The 17,881-nt window shown below is 55.2% G+C and carries 15 protein-coding genes and 1 pseudogene; 6 read left to right on the forward strand and 10 right to left on the reverse strand.

Translation table 11 applies throughout. The features are described from left to right. The first annotated feature begins 229 nt into the window (after positions 1-229). Positions 230-1,351 carry a GGDEF domain-containing protein gene (locus FHR99_RS07315; protein ID WP_183409849.1) on the forward strand — a complete coding sequence of 374 codons (1,122 nt, stop codon included), beginning with the start codon at positions 230-232 and terminating at the stop codon, positions 1,349-1,351. 238 nt (positions 1,352-1,589) lie between these two features. Here FHR99_RS07315 and FHR99_RS07320 read toward each other — a convergent pair whose 3' ends face one another. Continuing rightward, the gene (locus tag FHR99_RS07320; protein ID WP_183409850.1) at positions 1,590-2,411 is read right to left on the reverse strand and encodes an SDR family oxidoreductase; all 822 of its coding nucleotides are present in this window, start codon (positions 2,409-2,411) and stop codon (positions 1,590-1,592) included. Between the two features lie 286 nt (positions 2,412-2,697). Here FHR99_RS07320 and FHR99_RS07325 point away from each other — a divergent pair, with 286 nt between their 5' ends. The 3 genes from FHR99_RS07325 to FHR99_RS07335 are packed head-to-tail and all read left to right on the forward strand — an operon-like array spanning position 2,698 to position 5,764. After that, the gene (locus FHR99_RS07325) at positions 2,698-3,111 is read left to right on the forward strand and encodes an STAS domain-containing protein (RefSeq protein ID WP_183409851.1); all 414 of its coding nucleotides are present in this window, start codon (positions 2,698-2,700) and stop codon (positions 3,109-3,111) included. Between the two features lie 3 nt (positions 3,112-3,114). Further along, complete coding sequence (locus tag FHR99_RS07330) at positions 3,115-4,098, forward strand: ATP-binding protein (protein ID WP_183409852.1); 984 nt, start codon at positions 3,115-3,117, stop codon at positions 4,096-4,098. Then, positions 4,085-5,764 (forward strand): putative bifunctional diguanylate cyclase/phosphodiesterase, encoded by a 1,680-nt coding sequence (locus FHR99_RS07335; protein WP_183409853.1) that lies wholly within the window; start codon positions 4,085-4,087, stop codon positions 5,762-5,764. The genes FHR99_RS07330 and FHR99_RS07335 overlap by 14 nt, the downstream gene beginning before the upstream one ends. Positions 5,765-5,856: 92 nt before the next feature. On the opposite strand, the gene FHR99_RS07340 is transcribed toward FHR99_RS07335, so the two are convergent. From FHR99_RS07340 to FHR99_RS07375, 8 genes are read right to left on the reverse strand one after another with little or no spacing between them, the layout of a single operon-like run. Then, positions 5,857-6,177, reverse strand: coding sequence for a nuclear transport factor 2 family protein (locus tag FHR99_RS07340; protein ID WP_183409854.1), 321 nt, complete (start codon positions 6,175-6,177; stop codon positions 5,857-5,859). Positions 6,178-6,235: 58 nt separating this feature from the next. Further along, positions 6,236-6,931: an SRPBCC family protein gene (locus FHR99_RS07345; protein WP_183409855.1), complete on the reverse strand. Its 696-nt coding sequence runs from the start codon at positions 6,929-6,931 to the stop codon at positions 6,236-6,238. Between the two features lie 54 nt (positions 6,932-6,985). Continuing rightward, positions 6,986-9,343, reverse strand: a complete 2,358-nt coding sequence (locus FHR99_RS07350; RefSeq protein ID WP_183409856.1) for a TonB-dependent receptor — start codon at positions 9,341-9,343, stop codon at positions 6,986-6,988. Between the two features lie 36 nt (positions 9,344-9,379). Then, the gene (locus tag FHR99_RS07355) at positions 9,380-10,684 is read right to left on the reverse strand and encodes an MFS transporter (RefSeq protein WP_183409857.1); all 1,305 of its coding nucleotides are present in this window, start codon (positions 10,682-10,684) and stop codon (positions 9,380-9,382) included. Further along, on the reverse strand, positions 10,681-11,709 hold the full coding sequence (locus FHR99_RS07360) for an alpha/beta fold hydrolase (protein WP_183409858.1): 1,029 nt from the start codon (positions 11,707-11,709) through the stop codon (positions 10,681-10,683). The genes FHR99_RS07355 and FHR99_RS07360 overlap by 4 nt, the downstream gene beginning before the upstream one ends. Next, on the reverse strand, positions 11,706-13,208 hold the full coding sequence (locus FHR99_RS07365) for a flavin-containing monooxygenase (protein WP_183409859.1): 1,503 nt from the start codon (positions 13,206-13,208) through the stop codon (positions 11,706-11,708). The genes FHR99_RS07360 and FHR99_RS07365 overlap by 4 nt, the downstream gene beginning before the upstream one ends. A gap of 25 nt (positions 13,209-13,233) precedes the next feature. Further along, the gene (locus FHR99_RS07370) at positions 13,234-14,049 is read right to left on the reverse strand and encodes an SDR family NAD(P)-dependent oxidoreductase (RefSeq protein WP_183409860.1); all 816 of its coding nucleotides are present in this window, start codon (positions 14,047-14,049) and stop codon (positions 13,234-13,236) included. Beyond that, a complete protein-coding gene (locus FHR99_RS07375) occupies positions 14,046-14,927 on the reverse strand; it encodes a metal-dependent hydrolase (protein ID WP_183409861.1) in 882 nt (293 codons plus the stop codon). The genes FHR99_RS07370 and FHR99_RS07375 overlap by 4 nt, the downstream gene beginning before the upstream one ends. 142 nt (positions 14,928-15,069) lie before the next feature. On the opposite strand from FHR99_RS07375, the gene FHR99_RS07380 reads away from it, so the two are divergent. Then, entirely contained in the window at positions 15,070-16,134 is a 1,065-nt protein-coding gene (locus FHR99_RS07380; RefSeq protein ID WP_183409862.1) for an AraC family transcriptional regulator, read from the forward strand. Here the strand turns inward: FHR99_RS07380 and FHR99_RS16635 are convergent. Continuing rightward, positions 16,079-16,281, reverse strand: a pseudogene (locus FHR99_RS16635) (hypothetical protein); the annotation flags it as partial. The gene FHR99_RS07380 and the pseudogene FHR99_RS16635 sit on opposite strands and share 56 nt — an antisense overlap. A 203-nt stretch (positions 16,282-16,484) precedes the next feature. Between FHR99_RS16635 and FHR99_RS07385 the strand changes: the two are divergent. Continuing rightward, positions 16,485-17,879 (forward strand): caspase family protein, encoded by a 1,395-nt coding sequence (locus FHR99_RS07385; RefSeq protein WP_183409863.1) that lies wholly within the window; start codon positions 16,485-16,487, stop codon positions 17,877-17,879. Positions 17,880-17,881 lie beyond the last annotated feature (2 nt).

A 17,881-nucleotide genomic window follows, 5' to 3' on the forward strand; every position in this document is an offset into this window, starting at 1 on the left:
GGCGTATTTACCGTTGATGGCCAGAGCCAGGAATTCAAGGCGGAGGGCGGGCCAGCGTCCTACAATGAAGGCTATATTTACAAGGACCGTGTAATGCACCCTGCCCGCGTCACAAAAGCGCCCTGGCTAAGATTATTAGTCGGTAATAGGTACCATCCCTTATCGGCCAACGGTTTTCTCCGAGAGCTGGCTGCGTATACTGGATCTTCGCGTACAACCGGGCATCGCCATGCAAACGACACAAACCGCTCCGGACGCGGGTTTGCAGCCAGAGAGAGGAAATCGGCTCAGTGCCGGCATCCTGCTACTCAAACGTCACAACGACGCTGTAGCCGTTGAACTACAGCGGCTCCGTTATGTACTAGTATCAGCCGCAGTAATTGGTGCACTGATTATCGTAAACTTCGCGACCAAAGCCCGCGTCTCCGGACAATTCAACGACGCCTTTTTTGTGAGTATCGGCATCGCCGGCCTCTTTACTGTAGTAGCGCTGATCAAGGCCTTTACCAATCGCGACCTGCGATCAACCGCGTTCTACGCCAGTATTGCCTCTGCAGCGCTGGCAACCGGACTCATCGCTGGTGGCGGCGTAGACAACACCGGCCTCTACTGGGCTGCGCCCCTGATTTGCATGCAGTTCTTTTTTATGGGCGCCAACGGCGGCTTGTTTATTTCATCGCTGCTACTGATCATTGTGATTTTGGAGATGTACTTCCCCGACATCATCCCCGCAGACTACGCGGATGCTCATGCAACCGAAGCGCTCGCCGGAGCCCTCGCACTTACCGCGCTCTGCTATTTCAATGAACATTTCCGAAGCCGTAGTCACGAGGCAATGAGTTCTCAGCACACGGACAAAATGGTGGACGCGGCAACCGATCCACTGACCGGATTAACCAACCGCCGCTTCCTCGACACCTTCTATTTTCCCGCCTGCAAAACAAGCCCAAAGGAACATTTTCCGCTGGGATGCATTGTTTGTGATGTCGATCATTTCAAACAAGTCAACGATACCTATGGCCATGCTGCGGGTGACAGCGTACTGAAAAAAGTTGCCAACCTCCTCGCCAACAATGTTCGAGGCAGCGACGTGGTCAGCCGAGTCGGCGGCGAAGAATTTTTGGTACTGACCCAAAGGACTGACATCGCCGCCGCGCGGCGAATTGCGGAATCCATGAGAGTGGCAATAGAAGCATTGGAACCCAAGGAAGCGGGCGGCAGAATAACGGCCAGCTTCGGACTGTCGATCGCCGAAACCCCGGAAGAATTGGAATCCGTGATTACCGCCGCTGACGAGTGCCTGTATAAGGCAAAAAACAATGGTCGCAATAACGTACATTGCGACTATTGATTCAGCTAGCTTGCCCCACCCCTGTTAAGGCCTTAACTCGAACCGGGACTCCGGAAAATCTGGGCATGAAATTTATTGGCTCGACATCCTCTGGCAGCCTCCACTGTTTGAACGACTCAGCAGTCCTTGGGGCATTGAGTTTGAACGAATCTCACGCTCACTGCGCTGGCTATACACCCTGTATGGAAGATGCTGCCGGGCTTGGCGCAAACACGAATAGCCCTACAAAAATACGAATTCAGCCGGCAATACCCAGCAGGTCATCGCGCTGACCCAGCACCACTTCCGCGCAATAGCCGTAGTCGACGGGGATATTGCAGCCACTGATAAAGCCACCCAGTTTGCTGTTGATTGCAACCAGCGCCCGCCCCATATCGGCGCCGCTAGCGAACTCGCCGTTGCTTGGACAGAAAAGGCCAGATACGTCTCGGCCAATGCCCGCAGATTCCAGATTATCCATAAAGGCGGATTGGGTAGGTGAAGGCGAAATGCAGTTTATACGTTTATGCTGCTTCGCCAGCTCACCCGCCCGTTGCAGGGTGTAGACGATAAGGCATTGCTTGGAAAAACCGTAAGCATCGGCTTTACCCAGGCTGTTTTCCGCCTTCAACCACTCGGCCGCCGCGTCAAAATCCTCCAGTTCAAGGAATGATTGAACAACCTCCAAGTTGGATTTCCAGGCCATGCCGGCGGTTGATGCAATCGATATAACGCCGCCTCCGGGTTTGATGCGAGGCAATAGCGACTCAGTTAAATAGCGTAGGCCAACAAAGTTAATCATGATCGTTTGATAAACCGGCGTTGGAGGATGCGGGACACCGGCGCAATTGAACAAGCCGAAAATCTCGTCGGGCAGCTCAGCCAGCGCCGCATCAATGGACGCTTTTTCCATAATGTTTACCCGTAATGCCTCGGCGACGGGCGCCTTGATCTCACCAATATCCAGGGCAAAAACTGTCGCACCAGCCTCAAGCAGCAACTCTGTTGCGGCGGCTCCCATCCCGGATGCTGCCCCGGTTATAACCACATTTTGACCGGCGTACCCCAGAATATCGCTCATGCTGCCCCCTGATTATTGATAAACACCTTGAATCCAAGGCTAGCATAGCCAATCGCACTAGGTAAATATATATTTCGCTTATGGTAAATATATGTTTTGCCGATCGGCGCAGCTCAAGTACAACCCACCCGCTATGTCACAACACGCCACTCATGGCCTATCCAATGCCTAAAAACCCTAGTCCGCTAGGTAGTCACGCGTATAGCAGAAATAGCGGGCATCGACCAAACTCAGGCTTAGCACTCACCAGATCTGGAATGCTCTACCGCCCACGAAAGGAAATTCCATGGCCAATAGCGATATTGCAATAAGCCGCCGACAAATCGGCGGAGAAACTCCGATGGTTGTCTCTGAGATCACAGACAACTGCCTGTATACCGGCCTGTTTGGTTCTCTGGATTCTACCCGGATGGCGGCGGTCTCCGATAAGCTCACTGCAACGTCAGAGCGCGCAGAGACAAGGCACGTGATTGTAGATCTGGGCAATGTTGACGCCATTGATTCTGCGGTAGCGAATCAGCTCGTTCGACTGGCCGACACCCTAATGCTTGTCGGCGTAAAGACCATTTTTTGCGGCATCAAGGGTGTAATTGCGCGCACCATGGTTGGCGCCGGCATCACACTGAATGGTTACCACGCGACTCGAGACCTTAAGAGCGCCCTGCAACTATCTCTTAAACTGACCGCTGAAGGGCACTAAAACGTGCCAAATGGTATCTCTGCAGCCGAGTCCGAGGACCCTTTCGCCGCTGAAACCGGCATGGAAACCCTACGCTTCAACTTAGTTGAAGAAGCGGATGCCTACACCCTGTCCCGGTATGCCCGGGAGCAGGCAGAAGCTTTGGGGATTATGACCTTCGAAGCGGCAGCCTTCGCCAACGCCATTTCCGAAATTGCCATGAATGCCATTGTCCATGGCCGTGGCGGGGCGGCAGAAGTTCACCTAACCGACAATCAGCGCGGGATTGAGGCCGTAATCGGTGACAATGGCCCGGGTATTGGAAGCCTGGCACAGGCCTTTACTGAAGGACACTCGACTGCCGGCACGCTCGGGCTGGGATTAAGCGCGGCACACCGCGCCTGCGAAGATTTTAGCGTTCTACGCAACGATAGCAGCGGCACCACCATCGCACTGCGACAGTATCTGCATGTCCCCACGAACGAAATCGACTACGACGTGGTATCCCTGCCTGCGGAAAACAGCACCTACAACAAAGACATCTTCCTAACACAAGAATCACGCGGCGATACGGTGTTGGTAATGGTCGCCGATCTGGGCGCATTCAAATCACTTGATCACAACGCCAGCCAAATACTGAGAGAAGTTTCTATCTCGCATCGACATAGCTCACTGGAAGAGCTCGGGACCGAATTACAGCGTTGCCTCGGCGACTACTACGACAATGACGAAGTCCATTTTGCCTTACTCCGAATAAGCCCCTTTGGTGCAGAGTGCCATGTCGTCGGTAACGCTCAGGCTGCCTGTTTTCAAGCAGAAAAGCCGACTGGAGAGTTAGCCACATTCACGGTCATTGCCTCAGACGGCGTCGACCTCTCACAGGTTACAGAACCCATAGTAGACAGCGATGCCTACACTCTCGCCTCACAGATTTTTAATCAAAGCGCGGTGCCGGAAGAAGACGCAACCGTGCTTGTTGTAAGGAGATTCAGCAATGAATCACGCTAACGACACTGCAGACTCCATTGACCAACTTTTTTTTGGACTGATGGGAAGCATCTCCCACGGCGTTGTTGCGCTTGGGGCCTCAGGGATTGTATCGGTAGTTAATCAACGAGCCATTGAGCTTCTGGGGTACGGCGAAGGTCACCAGGCCAATGACTACCTCGATGAACACTACTCGTCGCTTTTTGACAAAACGCCCGATATCAGCGACATGTATCAAAATCTGGTATTGAGTGGTCGTCGCAAGGAGTTTGACATCCCTTCTCTGCCCAACGGCCCCTACGAACTGGTCGTTAAGTGCCGCAGCATGATGCACGGCTGCCTGTTTCTACTGGAAGAAAAAGCCGGCATACATCATGGGAAAAACACTGCGAATCATGATGAACTGACCCACTTGCTCAACCGAAAAGAATTTGAGCAGAGACTGCAAAAGGCATTTGAACAACACCAAGCTACGAACCTCGAAAGCGGCGTTATTTTTATCAACATTGACCACTTTAAGCCTGTGAATGACGTTGCCGGGCACGCCGCCGGCGACGCGCTGTTGCGTCGTATTTCCACGCTAATCCAAAGTCGTATCAAACCGCAGGATCACGCTGCCCGAATGGGGGGAGACGAGTTTTGCATACTGATAGAGGATTGCCCGCAACATGTTTGCGAGCGCGTAGCCTTATCCATTTGTGATGATATTGAGAAGCTCTCATTCCACCACGACGGACGATTATTTAACGTCAGTGCGTCTATTGGAATTTCCACAATGAGCCACGAGTTTTCCTCCAGCAGCGAAGTGCTAAGCGCAGCCGATGCCGCCTGCCGCTCGGCCAAGCTCGCCGGGCGCAATACCGTGCAAATTCTGGATAAAGACCACCATCTGTACAACAACGCGCAGAATCAGTCGGAATGGCTGGATGAGATCAACCGCTCATTGACGGAAAATCGACTACTACTAGCCAGACAGAAAATCTGCTCAACCAGCGACCACTCACTGCATCACTGGGAAATCCTGGTGAGAATGCAAGGTGTGGGCGGCCGAATCATTTCTCCCGGACTATTCCTCCCAATTGCCGAGCGTTATCAGCTTATGCCGGAGATTGACCGCTACGTGTTAGGTAAAGTCTTTGAGTACTGCCACGTTAACGGGGACGATGCGGATCACTACGCCATCAACCTGTCAGCTCAGACTATATGTCAGGAGCGATTCCCGGCATTTGTTGATGCATTGCTGGAAAAGTACGCGATCGATACGCAACGCATCATGTTTGAGATCACTGAATCCTCGGCGCTCGATAATATGGAAACCTGCCTCTCAACCATTAACTACTTGCGAGAACTCGGATTCGAGTTTGCACTGGATGACTTTGGCACGGGCTTTTCCTCATTCAAGAACCTGCAATCCATCCCGGTGAGCTACCTGAAGATTGACGGCGCATTTGTCAGGGGAATCGAAAGTGACGACACCCTGAAAGCCATCGTGCAATCCATGCAGGATATCGGTGCTGCCATGAACCTGAAAACCATCGCAGAATTCGTGGAAACGGAGGCAGAGTGCCGCACTCTGGATCAGATCGGCGTTGATTTCGTGCAAGGCTACTACTTACACAAACCGGAATTGATTCCGATAGAACGTTATGCGGAGAGCAGAAACCCGATGACGAGTCAGGCCAGTTAAAAGGGCTTCCTAGCCCTTACCCATCACTTCGTAGATACGCTTGGTGAAATACCAACGGCCATCGCGCTTGACGTATTCATCATCGAAGCAGCCTACCACCACAACCTGCCCCCCGCCATGGGGTAAATCAATTCGCGGCAATAGCATTTGCCGGTTGCCTTGTCGCCCTCTATATTCAGCTCGGCGGGGAAGGAAATCATGCTCATAAATTCCACGTAGGCGAGCTTTTCGCGGAAGGCTTCAACCACATTCTGCTTCCCGGCCACCGGCGTTTCCATGGAAGGCAGACCCCACACACCCTCTTCCGCCCAGGTTTCACCCCAGGCATCGGCGTCGATCCGCATGGCGCCGGCGGCAAATTCTTCACACAGCTCGCGAATCGCGAGGCGGTCTTCTACTGAACCTTTGTTCATGGGTATCTCCGGAATTTTAGAAATCGGCCCCACCATAACAAATCAACACTACTGTTCACTATCTGTTTGGGGCAGCGGTTGCCGGCACCGACTCCCAGGCCGGAATCTCGAAGTCGCGATAGCGCTGCTCTTCCACAATGGCACGTAGTCCAGCCAGGGTTTTCAGCGGGGTTTCCGCAATGACGCCATTGGCCAGGGTCGCCGATGGCGAACCACCGAGATCAATGTGGAGACGATAGGACACCTGATGCCCACCCTCTACCGGGACAAAGGTGAACTCACCGGCAAAGCGTTCGGCCCAGGGATAGCTGCCGAGATCCGGCAGCTTGTCACGGGCCGCGGCTGGCAACGCTTCCCGTTCGATGCCTTGCAGAGCGATACGCACCTCGGTATCCCCGGGCGTGATGCTGGATCGCACCAGCAGGGCGCGATCCTTGTAGGGCCAGGGCAGATCATTGCGCATGTAGGTAAAGCGCTCCAGCACATCGGGTTCCGCCAGCAGCACCGGGGCCAGGCAATTGTGCATCCAGCGCGGGCAGGCGGCGGTATCGTCCAGCACCCCCATCAGCTGATTCAGCTGCGCCGCAACAAAGGCTTCGGCGCGAAACTCCCGATAGTCCGAGTCATCCCTTTCCCGGCTGTACACGCTGATGCCATCCTTTTGCTTTTCCAGCTTCCAGCCGCCGTCGACATCCGCCCGGGTTGCACTGCATGAGGCCATGGCCAGCAGCAAAATAACCAACAATCTGCTCATCATCTTTATCCTGGTGTGCGCACTGTAGAGTGCCCGCCAGCATAAACACGGGGGCTACCAATCCAGCCGAACCGCGCTGTACACGGCCCTTCCCGGCGACTGATGCGCATAGTAGCTGCCGGGGAAGAAAGGCGCATCGGTCACGATGTTGAGGGTTTTCTCGTCGGTAAGGTTCTTGATGCCTACCGTAAAGCTCCACAACTGGCTGATATGGCCGATGCTGACACGCAGATTCAGCTTGGTGTTCGCTTTGACCAGCGAATTCGGATCAAGATCCGTATCCGTGTATTTATCGCCGGTATGTACCACATCCAGGACTGCTTGCAGCCCATGACGATTGCCCAGAGGAATCTGCAACATGGGGCTGACAGTCAACGAGTGCTCGGGCGAATAGGCAACTTCGCCACCGGCCAGATCCTGCTCTGAATCACGACCAGCCGCATAGGGTGCAGGGGCGCCGGGATAACTGTCGTAGGTGCTATCCAGGATGCCCAGCGCGCCATTGATGCTCAGTGGCTGCCAGGGGGTCAGCCATTGCCAGTCAACTTCCAGGCCGCGCGAGGTAGCGGTGGCAGCGTTGCGCACATCGAAAAACACCCCGTTGTAAGCCAGCACCTGCAGGTCATCAAACTCGGTGTGAAACAAAGCCAGATTGACACTCAGACTGCGGTCAAAGAAACGGCCCTTGCTGCCGATTTCCACACTGCGGGCCAGCTCATCGTCAAAGGTCAATTGCTCTCCGGTAAACGACAAGGCGTTGTAGCCGCCACTCTTGAAGCCCTGCGACGCGGTAAGGTAAACATTGAGTTCATCGCTCGGCGCATACATCAACGACAGCTTGGGCGAGATATCCGTCACGCTGCGCTCCTGATCTGTCAGCGCATAGGTCTGCGCCCCCAGAACCAACCCGAAGGTACACGGCGATTCGGGGATCGCCCGGTCACAGCCCAGAGTGCCGCGCACATCAGCGCGCTTGGTTTCGCGGTTAACGCGCAGGCCCGGCGTTACCAGAAAGGTATCGGTGACAAACCAGGTGAACTGACCGAACAATCCGAGCGAACGGGTATCCCGTGTGAAGTCCAGATCAAAGCGCTGGTTGTCCTGCGTCAGGGTGAGGGCGTAGAGGGCCGGAATCGCCACGGCGAAGTCACCCGCCAGTTCGGCTGCATCCTCGGTCAATACGTAATCGGTAGTGTCCTCACCTTGCTTGAAACCGCCGTCAAAACCGTAGTCCGCACTGTAATAGAAGAGCCCGCCAACAAAATCGAGACTGCTGCCGAGGCCGAACAGACCGTCGTTGCTGCCGCTGAAACGCCATTCCAGCGTGTGCTGCAGATGCTCATCAAAGGCAAACATAGTGGCGATATCTGCGGGTGAGGCGTCCAGATCCGCCACCACATCCAGCGTCAATTCACTGCGCGCCGCCACCACGGTCATATCCAGCTGCTCGAGCCCCAGCGCCGCACCAAAATCCACTTCGGTTTTCAAGGCAATCGTCGAGGTATCGCGCTGCAAAAAGCCTGGCGTGTTCATACTGCTCGTGCCGTTGTAGGGATCGTCTTCCACCTGAGCATCAAACTGTTCGAGATAGTTGCGACTGTCGTCGTCCAGCTGCCACAACTGCTGGGGCCAGTGATTCATTTCGGTATCGGATCGCTGCGCCAGTAGCTCCACTTCAACGGCATCGTGCGGCAACCACAAGAATTTCACCCGCTGGGCATTGTAGTCCGGGTTCTCTTCATTGCGATCCAGCGCCGTGTTGTATAACTCGCCATCGGTACTGTTGTGCACGGCAGCCAATCGCACGCCAGCACTGTCACCCAGCATGGCACCGGTCGCCAGTTCGGCTTTGCGGCCACCGTGCTCGGAGCTGCCCATCTCCAAATAGAGCTGCGGTTCCTCGGTAACGCCCCGCGATGTCAGGTTGAACACACCCGCCACCGTGTTTTTGCCAAACAGGGTGCCCTGCGGCCCGCGCAGTACCTCGATCCGTTCGATATCAAACGGCACTTCGCTGAAATAGGCGCTGCGACCGTAAAACACCTCATCTCGAACCAAACCCACCGAACTCTCAAAGCTGGGGTTAAAGGGATTGGTGCCAAAACCGCGAATGTATACCTGATTGTTCTGCTGGCCTTCAGAGGCAAAGTTGACGTTGGGCAGTTGCACCGCCAACTCGGCGAGTGTGCTGATGTTGGCCTGGCGCAACGTATCCCCGGTCACCGCCGATACAGAGATGGGCACATCCTGCAGGCTTTGCGCTGTTTTCTGAGCGGTAACAATTACCTCCTCCAATACACGAATATCTCCCAGCGCAGGAGCGGCCAACAGCACCCCCGCCAATGTAAGGGAGCGGCAGGAAGAATCCGGTGCGCTGCGACCATGGCGACGTTTTTTTATTGTGGTTTTCATACTCATTTCCTTCCCCGAACTGGGGGATTACTTCAGTCAGACCGGACGGGGCTTCACCCCGCCATTCGCGTGCAGATGTGAGACACCTGCCTGTACCGCACAGGGCTCTGCGTTTTTGATCACCGCCAGTCGCGGTAGCCCAACAAACAACAGCGCCGCTGCAATCTTCAGCGTCAGCAAACCAAGCACCGCCAGCGCGACGCCGCCCAGAGGTTCTATCAAGCCGGCAATCAGCAACTGCGCCAACACCGCAGAAAAAGCATTCGCAAAAATAACCAGCGACTGCATGCTGGCCCGTTGCTGTATCGGATAGTGTTCATTGATAAACAAACGAACATTCACCATCAGGGCATTGGCCATCAACAGCCCGACGATATACGCCGTTGTCAGCAGCGCCAGCAGTAGCGGAGCCTCCGGTTTAAGCCCGTAAAATACGGCATTGCCAGCGGCCGCTATCAGGCAGCTCGCCAGCATCGCCGTGCGGTAGCCGCCCAGGTGATCCCGCAGCCACACGCCCAGGGCAAAGCCGAACAAGGCGGGCCAGCCTCCCACGATGAAGATCACGGTCATCCAGGATTGGGTGATACCCAGGTTTTCCATCGGGTGGTAGATCAACCAGGCATTGACACCGGCCTGCGCCAGATCCCAGCAAAACAGTGCGGCAAATAGACAGAGCGTAAGCCGTGCATGGCTTGGGGATAACAGATCCCGCCAGCGGTTGCCGCCGGAGTTATGGCCGCGCTGCGCCTGTTGGCTCGCCACAAACTCCGGTGTTTCAACAAGAAAAAAGGCGGCCAGGGGATGTAAAACAGCCGCCAAAGCGAAAAAGCCCCACACGTAACGCCAGCTGTCCGCCGCGATCCAGTGGGAAGTAATGGCAACAAACATCAGGCCCCCGCCGTTGCCTACCACAAAAAACACACCAACCCAGGCCTGCCCTTTCGCCTTGAGCGAGGCTGGCAGATGCTCCTCAATAGCCACCAATGTGGTGATGTGCAAAGTGCCGACCAGCCCCGCCGCGATCATTTGCAAACCCACGTACCACTGCACGCTGGGTGCAAAGGCGGTTGCGAGTGCGACCGGATAGGAAAGCAAGGCCGACATTAACAACATGCGCCGGCGTCCCAACCGATCACTGAGCCGTGCGCCATACAAGGCCAGCACACCGCCCAGCGCCAAGGCCGACAACATCCGCGCCAAACCCGCGCTCTCCAGCCCGAAGCTTTGCGCCAGCTGCGACAGCGAAGCCATATTGGTCGCGAGCAGGGCGCCGGAGTAACAGGACAGCCAGTAAATAACCAGCGCCGGCGCTGCCGTGAGAGGTGATGAAAACCTGCTCATGTACCCGACCTGACACTCTGACTTGTCTGCGAAGGCGAGCTTGTTTGTGAAGAGTGCGCCGACAGGGTAAAAAAGGCGCGCATAGCTGTTGCTGTTCGGCCCGTGGCTTCAATCATGGGCAGGTGCCCGCAGTTGGCGAGAACTTCGGTCTGCACCGCGGGGGCGAGTTGTTTTGCGCGCTCAACCGTCGATGCGTGAAACACCCGGTCGCTGTCGCCCCACAACACCAGCACCGGCGGCTGCAACCGTGGCAGCAGCGGTTCCAGCTTGTGCATATTGGTCTCGTCCGCCAATACCGCGTCGAACAGGAGGGTATTGATCTCGATACGATCCAGTTCCTGCGCAACGGCCAACCGCCGCACGGGCGCCGGTAATACCGGCGGACGGGCGACTACTGCCGCCAGCTTGGTATCGAAATCGTCTGCGGTTTTTACCAACAGGGGATTGAAGTGACGCCCGGCATCACCCAGCGCCTGCTGCATGAAATCGCTTTTTACCGGGGCATCGATACCGGCGGTATTCATCAATACCAATGAAGCAACCTTGTCCGGATGGTCTGCGCTGTACAAGCCGCTTACCAGGCCGCCCAGTGAATTGCCCACAAGGTGAATATCGCCAAGCTGCAGCGCTTCCACAAACCCCGCCAACTGTGCCGCGAGGTTTTCCACCCGGTAATCAAATCCGGCGGGCTCGCGGCTGTCACCGTGGCCGGGAAGATCGACAGCAATCACCCGATACTCGGGATATCGCTTGAGCAGGGGCAGCCAGATATCCTTGTTGGAGGTAATACCGTGCACCAGCAACAGCACCGGCTTGGCCTCGGCCAGCGGGTCACTGTCCAGATAGGACAGGGTTACCCCGCTTCCCAGTTTTTGCTCACCATACTTCGCGCCTGCCTGCAGTCGCTGAACCTTGGCCAGGACCTCGGTGGTTTGTCGCGGTAATCCCCACACAGCAAGCGAAGCCAGAAGGGCGACAACAAAAACACCCGCGGCCAGCACGCGTACAATCGTTAGCACACTCATTGTGCCAGCGCCTCCTGCCCGGTAATGCCGCTCGCGCTGTGCAACACATAATGCTGTCTGCGCAGTTGTTTCAGCGCACGTGCGTAGCGAAACGTGAAGGTCGGCCAGATCGTGAAGTTTTTACCGCCCTGGGTGAGATACCAGCTATCGCAGCCAGACGCCCAGGCGGTTCCCTTGAAACTGGCCTGCTGGTTCTCCTGGTGAAGCTGCTGCACGTCCGGCTTCACATTCAGATAACCGTTTTCCACTGAGTCCGCCAATCGGATGTATTTCATGGCGTAGCCGATCTGTTGTTCGAGCATATACACCAGCGAGGTATGCCCGATCCCGGTATTGGGCCCGGCCAGAACCAACAGGTTCGGATAGCCGCTGACGGTGGTGCCGTAGTAACTGGAAAAGGCGTTGCTGCGCCACTCGTCGTTCAGATTGCGACCGTCCAGACCTCGCACACTGATACCGGAAAGCGGATCGTCTACCCGAAACCCGGTGCCAAACAGGATGGCATCGGCGCTGTGTTCCACACCGTCTGCATCAACCACACCGGTGGCTGTCACGGATTGCACACCGCGATCTACCACGGCCACATTGTCGCGCATCAGGGCAGGATAGTAGTCGTTGCTCAGCAAGGTGCGCTTGCAACCCAGCGCAAATTTCGGGCGCACTTTTTCTCTCAACTGAGCATCGGGTATCTGATGCGCCAGATACTTGCCGATCAGCTTTTCTGCACGCTTGTGCAACCAGTTATCCGTGTTAAGCAAGCCATTGAGGAACAACTCCGCGCGCCAATAGATAAAGCTTCGCCAGAGTTTTTGATACAGCGGAAACCTTCGGAACAGCCGATGTTCACGCTCCGTAAACGGACGATCCAGCTTCGGCATCACCCACGGTGCTGTGCGCTGAAACAGCGTAACGGAGGCCGCCTGCTCCGCCACTTTGGGCAAAAACTGAATGGTACTGGCGCCACTGCCCACGATGGCAACGTGCTTGTTGGTGAGATCGACTGTGTGATCCCAGTGAGCCGAGTGGAACGCTGGCCCGCCAAAGGATTCCAGACCCTTGAAATCCGGAATAACGGGATTACTCAAGGGGCCCAGCGCAGACACCAGAAACTGGCAGCTATAGCGATTATCGTTGTCGTCGCGAAGATTCCACCGCGCCTTGTGCTCGTCAAACTCGGCGCTGGCCATGCTGCGGGAAAAGCGGATATGCGGATAGATGCCGTACTTGCGCGCGCAGTGACGCAGGTAATCGTAGATCTCGCCGCTCTCTGCAAATTTGCGTGTCCAGTCGCGCTTGGGTTCAAACGAAAAGGAATACAGCAAGCTTTCCACATCGCAAGCGCAGCCAGGATAGTGGTTGTCGCGCCAAGCGCCACCCACGTCCTCTGCCCTTTCCAGCAGAATGAAATCATCCACCCCGGCCTTTTTCAGATTGATCGCCATACCCAGGCCGGCAAAACCGGAACCTATGATAATGACCTTGGCGTTCTCTTCTTTCATAACGTTTTCCTTGCGACAACAGCAGTCAGGGGACGTAACGCAACACGAGTCGCTGATAGAGGGCGGGCAACAATCGCTGTACAACATCCAGGGCGCGGGCATCCCTGCCCACAAGAATGCGGCGCTTGCGCTGCTCGATGCCTTTCACAATGATGGCTGCGGCCTCTGCCGCTGTGGTTCTCGCGAGTTTGGTATTGAAGGTTTGCTTGGCTTCGTCGATATCCAGCACACCCTTTTGCGGACAGCCAAAACGGGCGCTGTTAACGATATTGGTTTGTATGCCGCCCGGATGAACCGTACTGACTTGAATGTTGTAACTGCTTTGCGCCATCTCCAGCGCCAGGCTTTCAGTAAAACCCTTTACCGCAAACTTGGAGGCGTTATAGGCGCTCTGATTGGGCATCGCGATCAGTCCAAACAGGCTGGACACATTGACCACATGCCCCCACGGGGCCTGCTTCAACCAGGGCAAAAAGGCTTCGCAGCCATTAACCACGCCCCAGAAGTTGATATCCATTTGCCAGTGAAAGTCTTCGCGTTCCATTTGTTCAAAACAGCCGCTGAGATTGACTCCGGCGTTGTTGATCACAATATTGATCACACCGAAGTGGCGCTGGCTGCGCTCCGCCCAGGCCTGAACCTGATGCCGGTTACTCACATCAACCGTGGCACATAACACATCGGCTGCGCCGCGAAGCCGGCATTCGCCCGCTACAACCTCCAGTGTGCTTACATCAGACAGCGAGAGTCTGGCCCCACGACTGGCGTAGTGATGCGCCAGAGCACGACCAATCCCCGAGGCCGCACCACTGATTGCAACGACCGGTGCCGAGGGCTTCACTTGCTGGCCCCCGCCAACTCGGGATAGGCCTGAATCCACTCTCGAATGAGGTGAGATTCGTCAGTGTTGTCTGGGTGAAAGTCTTTCTTGTAGAACGCCAGATAGGGAATAAAAACGTTGCGGATAACGCCGCTCTTGCCAAAATTGAATTTGAGCATTCCCCAGATATCGCGTGGCGACGGCAGTTTTTTCTCCCACCACAACAACTTGCACTGCATACGCAACAGCGAAAAACAAAAACCGAGGGTGGTTACAAACATGACACGGCGCAGCAGATTGCGATCGCCTACGCACTGCATGTAAACGTCAAAGGCCACCGATTTGTGTTCCAGTTCTTCCACCGCATGCCACAGAATCAGATCGCCAAAGATCTTTGGCGCCGGTTCGGTGGCCGATTTATTCGACAGCAGCCAATCACCCATGATGGCGGTGATATGCTCCAGGCTGACGGTTGAGGCCAACAACTGCGCATCACTGAGCTTGGCCGTTTTCAGCATATCGGCAATATGATCGGCAACGCCCTGCTCCAGATCCGTAACCCGCAGACCGCTCTTTTTCTCGATAAAAACGTTTACACGCTTGTGGTTGATCTGGTGAAAGCCTTCCTGTCCGATAAAACCCTTGATATCGGCTTTCAGGCGAGGATCGCGAATCAGTTTCTCGTAGGCGCGGATGGAGCGGATAAATTCCTTTTCGCCCGGCGGAAACATCGCCGACAGCGCGCACATCCAGGCCGTCAGCAAGCTGTTGCCGCCGTACCAGTATTTGTCCATCTCCAGATTGAAATCGAACTGCACATTGCGTGGCAGAATTTTCGCCATCCCGGATTCCGGTGTTTCTGCCGGTAATTCAGCAGACCGTTGATCGCGCTGCTCCATGTAGACTCTCCTCGACAGGGTATTAACCTTGATTGAAGGCTGATCTTAGAGCGATGATTAGGGCTCACACAGATGAATACGTGCCAGCTTGTGGTGATTTCGGACCAATCTGGCCGCTGGATAACAACAACGGGATGCCTGAATGTCTGTAAACGCCATGGGCAAAGGCGACAAACTGATTGCCGTGGAATACCTCGCCGCCCTGCAGGAACTGGCTTTTGAGCGCGGCATCGAACCGCAACAGGTGCTGGCGGGCACAGGCCTGCCGATGGATGTATTTATCCGTGATCAGGTAAAAATCGGCAGTGAGTCCATGGTGCAAGTGATCGTTAATTGTCCGGCTCTGCTGAACGACCCTCTTACACCTTACGATTACGCGCGGCGCCTGACCCTGTCTCGCCACGGCACGCTGGGTTTCGCCATAAGCAGCTGTAGCAATTTGCGCCAGGCCATTGAATTGCTGTGTGTTTATATCGGCATTCGGGTGGAAACCATGCGCCTGATTCCGGAGCTTGATGCGCCGCTAAGTCGCGTTGTTCTGGGTGGGAGCGATGAACCTGCTGCCGAGGCTGTTATGGAACTTAACCCGGCGATTGCCGAGCTTTTCACCCTGACCATGCTCAGTTGTCTTGCGCTGATGGCGAAACAGTTTATCGGCCGGCTCCACGATGATCGCGACATCCGCATACTGACTGTTTTTCCGGATCGCGGTGTGAAAAATCGCTCGCTACAACCGCCCCTAGACATCGAATTTAACGCCGACTGCAATGCGATTGTGTGTCCCGCTGAATTGTTGAACCTGCAACCGGCACTGCACAATCCGGAACTCTCCCGGGCAGCGCTGGCCAAGTGCGCGGAAGAACTGGATGCGATGAAAGCGCGGGGCATTACGTTAAGTAATCAGGTGCGGGAACTGCTATACAACGAAGCCGACAAGCACTGGCTCAGTGTGGAAGAAGTGGCGGCTGCGTTGTTTATGTCGCCCACCAGTCTCAAACGCAAACTGGGGCAGGACGACACCAGCTTCCAGCGAATCAAAAATTCCGAGCGCTTTAACCGCGCCATCGCCATGTTGGAAGAGGGAAAACTGACGGTCGAGAGCATCGCCTGGGAATTGGGATATACCAACGCCAGCAATTTCAGCAAGGCCTTCAAAGGTTGGACGGGGCACTCACCCAAGGACTACATGACTTTGCGTCTGACCTGAATGTGCAGGCCAATACCAAGGCCCAGAACTCGGAAAAATCGTTAACCACCACATCTGGCTTGTGGGGATGTGCCTCGGTGCCGGGGAAGATTTTGTGCAGCCAGGGCAGATCCCACAGGGCACCAGAAAGAATACCGTGGTAATCCCGCCCGTTTCTGACGAAAAAATATCGGCATGTTGCCCACATACCAACCCGTTATATCGAGCCTCAAAGCCAATTTACCGCGCTATTAGCATACTCTCCTGTTGCGCAGGCTTTCCCGTTAGCCAGGCCGAAACTATTCCAGGCGGCTGTTTTCCTCGTCACAGTGACGGTATCCTTAAAACTTCACTCGATTCGGACACTCACAATGAGAACAATAATCCTTATCAGCCTTATCTTGGCACTGGTTCCCTCGGTAAGTCTTGCGAATGAATTTGAGCGATACAAACAGCAACAAGCAGAAGCCTTCAAAGCACAACGCGAAGGCCGCGTAGAAAAGCCTGAAGACAAGGAAAGCGATACCGAACGCAGTGGCAACCCTTGTGACCGAAATACAGGCTACGGCTGCAAACGTACCGTTCGTGATCAACAGCTCAACGACATTATGGATGAGGACGATTCCAACTTCTCATCAGCCTCTGATGACAGTGAAGACAGCTCAAGCTCCGAGGATGAAGACACCGGTGAGCGCAGTGGCAACCCTTGCGACCGCAATACCGGTTACGGCTGTACACGCACGGTTCGCGATCAACAGCTCAACGACATCATGGACGAGGACGACTCCAACTTCTCATCTGCCTCTGATGACAGTGAAGACAGCTCAAGTTCCGAGGATGAAGACACGGGTGAGCGAAGTAGCAACCCTTGCGACCGCAATACCGGCTACGGCTGTAAACGCACAGTTCGCGATCAGCAACTCAACGACATCATGGACGAGGACGACTCCAACTTCTCGTCCGGCTCGACCGATGCAAATGAGGACACTTCCCAACAGGAAGACACCTCAACTGACCGCTCCGGGCTCAATGGATTACAAGGTCGAAACTACGCGTTGATTATTGGTATCAACGACTACGAGCACTTCAAACCACTGAACACGGCTGTTGCCGATGCAATTGCCGTCAGCCAAACCCTTGCCAGCCAATATAACTTTGAAACGCGTGTGCTACTGGATAAGGAAGCGAGCCGGGAAACCATACTGGGCGCACTAAACGAGGCACGCAAAAGCCTGACTCCCCAAGACAATTTACTGATTTACTACGCCGGGCACGGCCAGTTTATTGAATCCACCGACGCCTCTTATTGGCTGCCCTACAACGCACGTAAAGATGACAATACCCAGTGGCTCGAATCCAAGGCCATCACGGATCACCTCAAACTGATCTCCGCCCGCAGCATTCTGGTGGTCGCTGACAGCTGCTTTTCCGGAACCATCACCCGCAGCGCAGACACAAGTCTGGAGGGGGCTGACACGCGTGCGCGCTATATTCAAAAAATGAAAAGCCGACCGTCCAGAGTCTTGATCTCCAGCGGTGGAAAGGAACCGGTGAAAGACGGTGGCGGCGGTAGTCACTCCGTTTTCGCCAATGCGTTTTTGAAAGCGATGAATGAAACGTCGGAATCCATCTTTACCGCCAACGAATTGTTCTCTCGAGGCATCCGCGAGCCGGTCGCCGGGAATGCCGAACAGATCCCGGAATACAAAGTCATACGGAACTCCGGACATAGCGGCGGAGATTTCGTATTTTTCCGCGCCCAATAAAC

The sequence above is a fragment of the Litorivivens lipolytica genome, from assembly GCF_014191715.1.
Taxonomy (GTDB): domain Bacteria; phylum Pseudomonadota; class Gammaproteobacteria; order Pseudomonadales; family Spongiibacteraceae; genus Litorivivens; species Litorivivens lipolytica.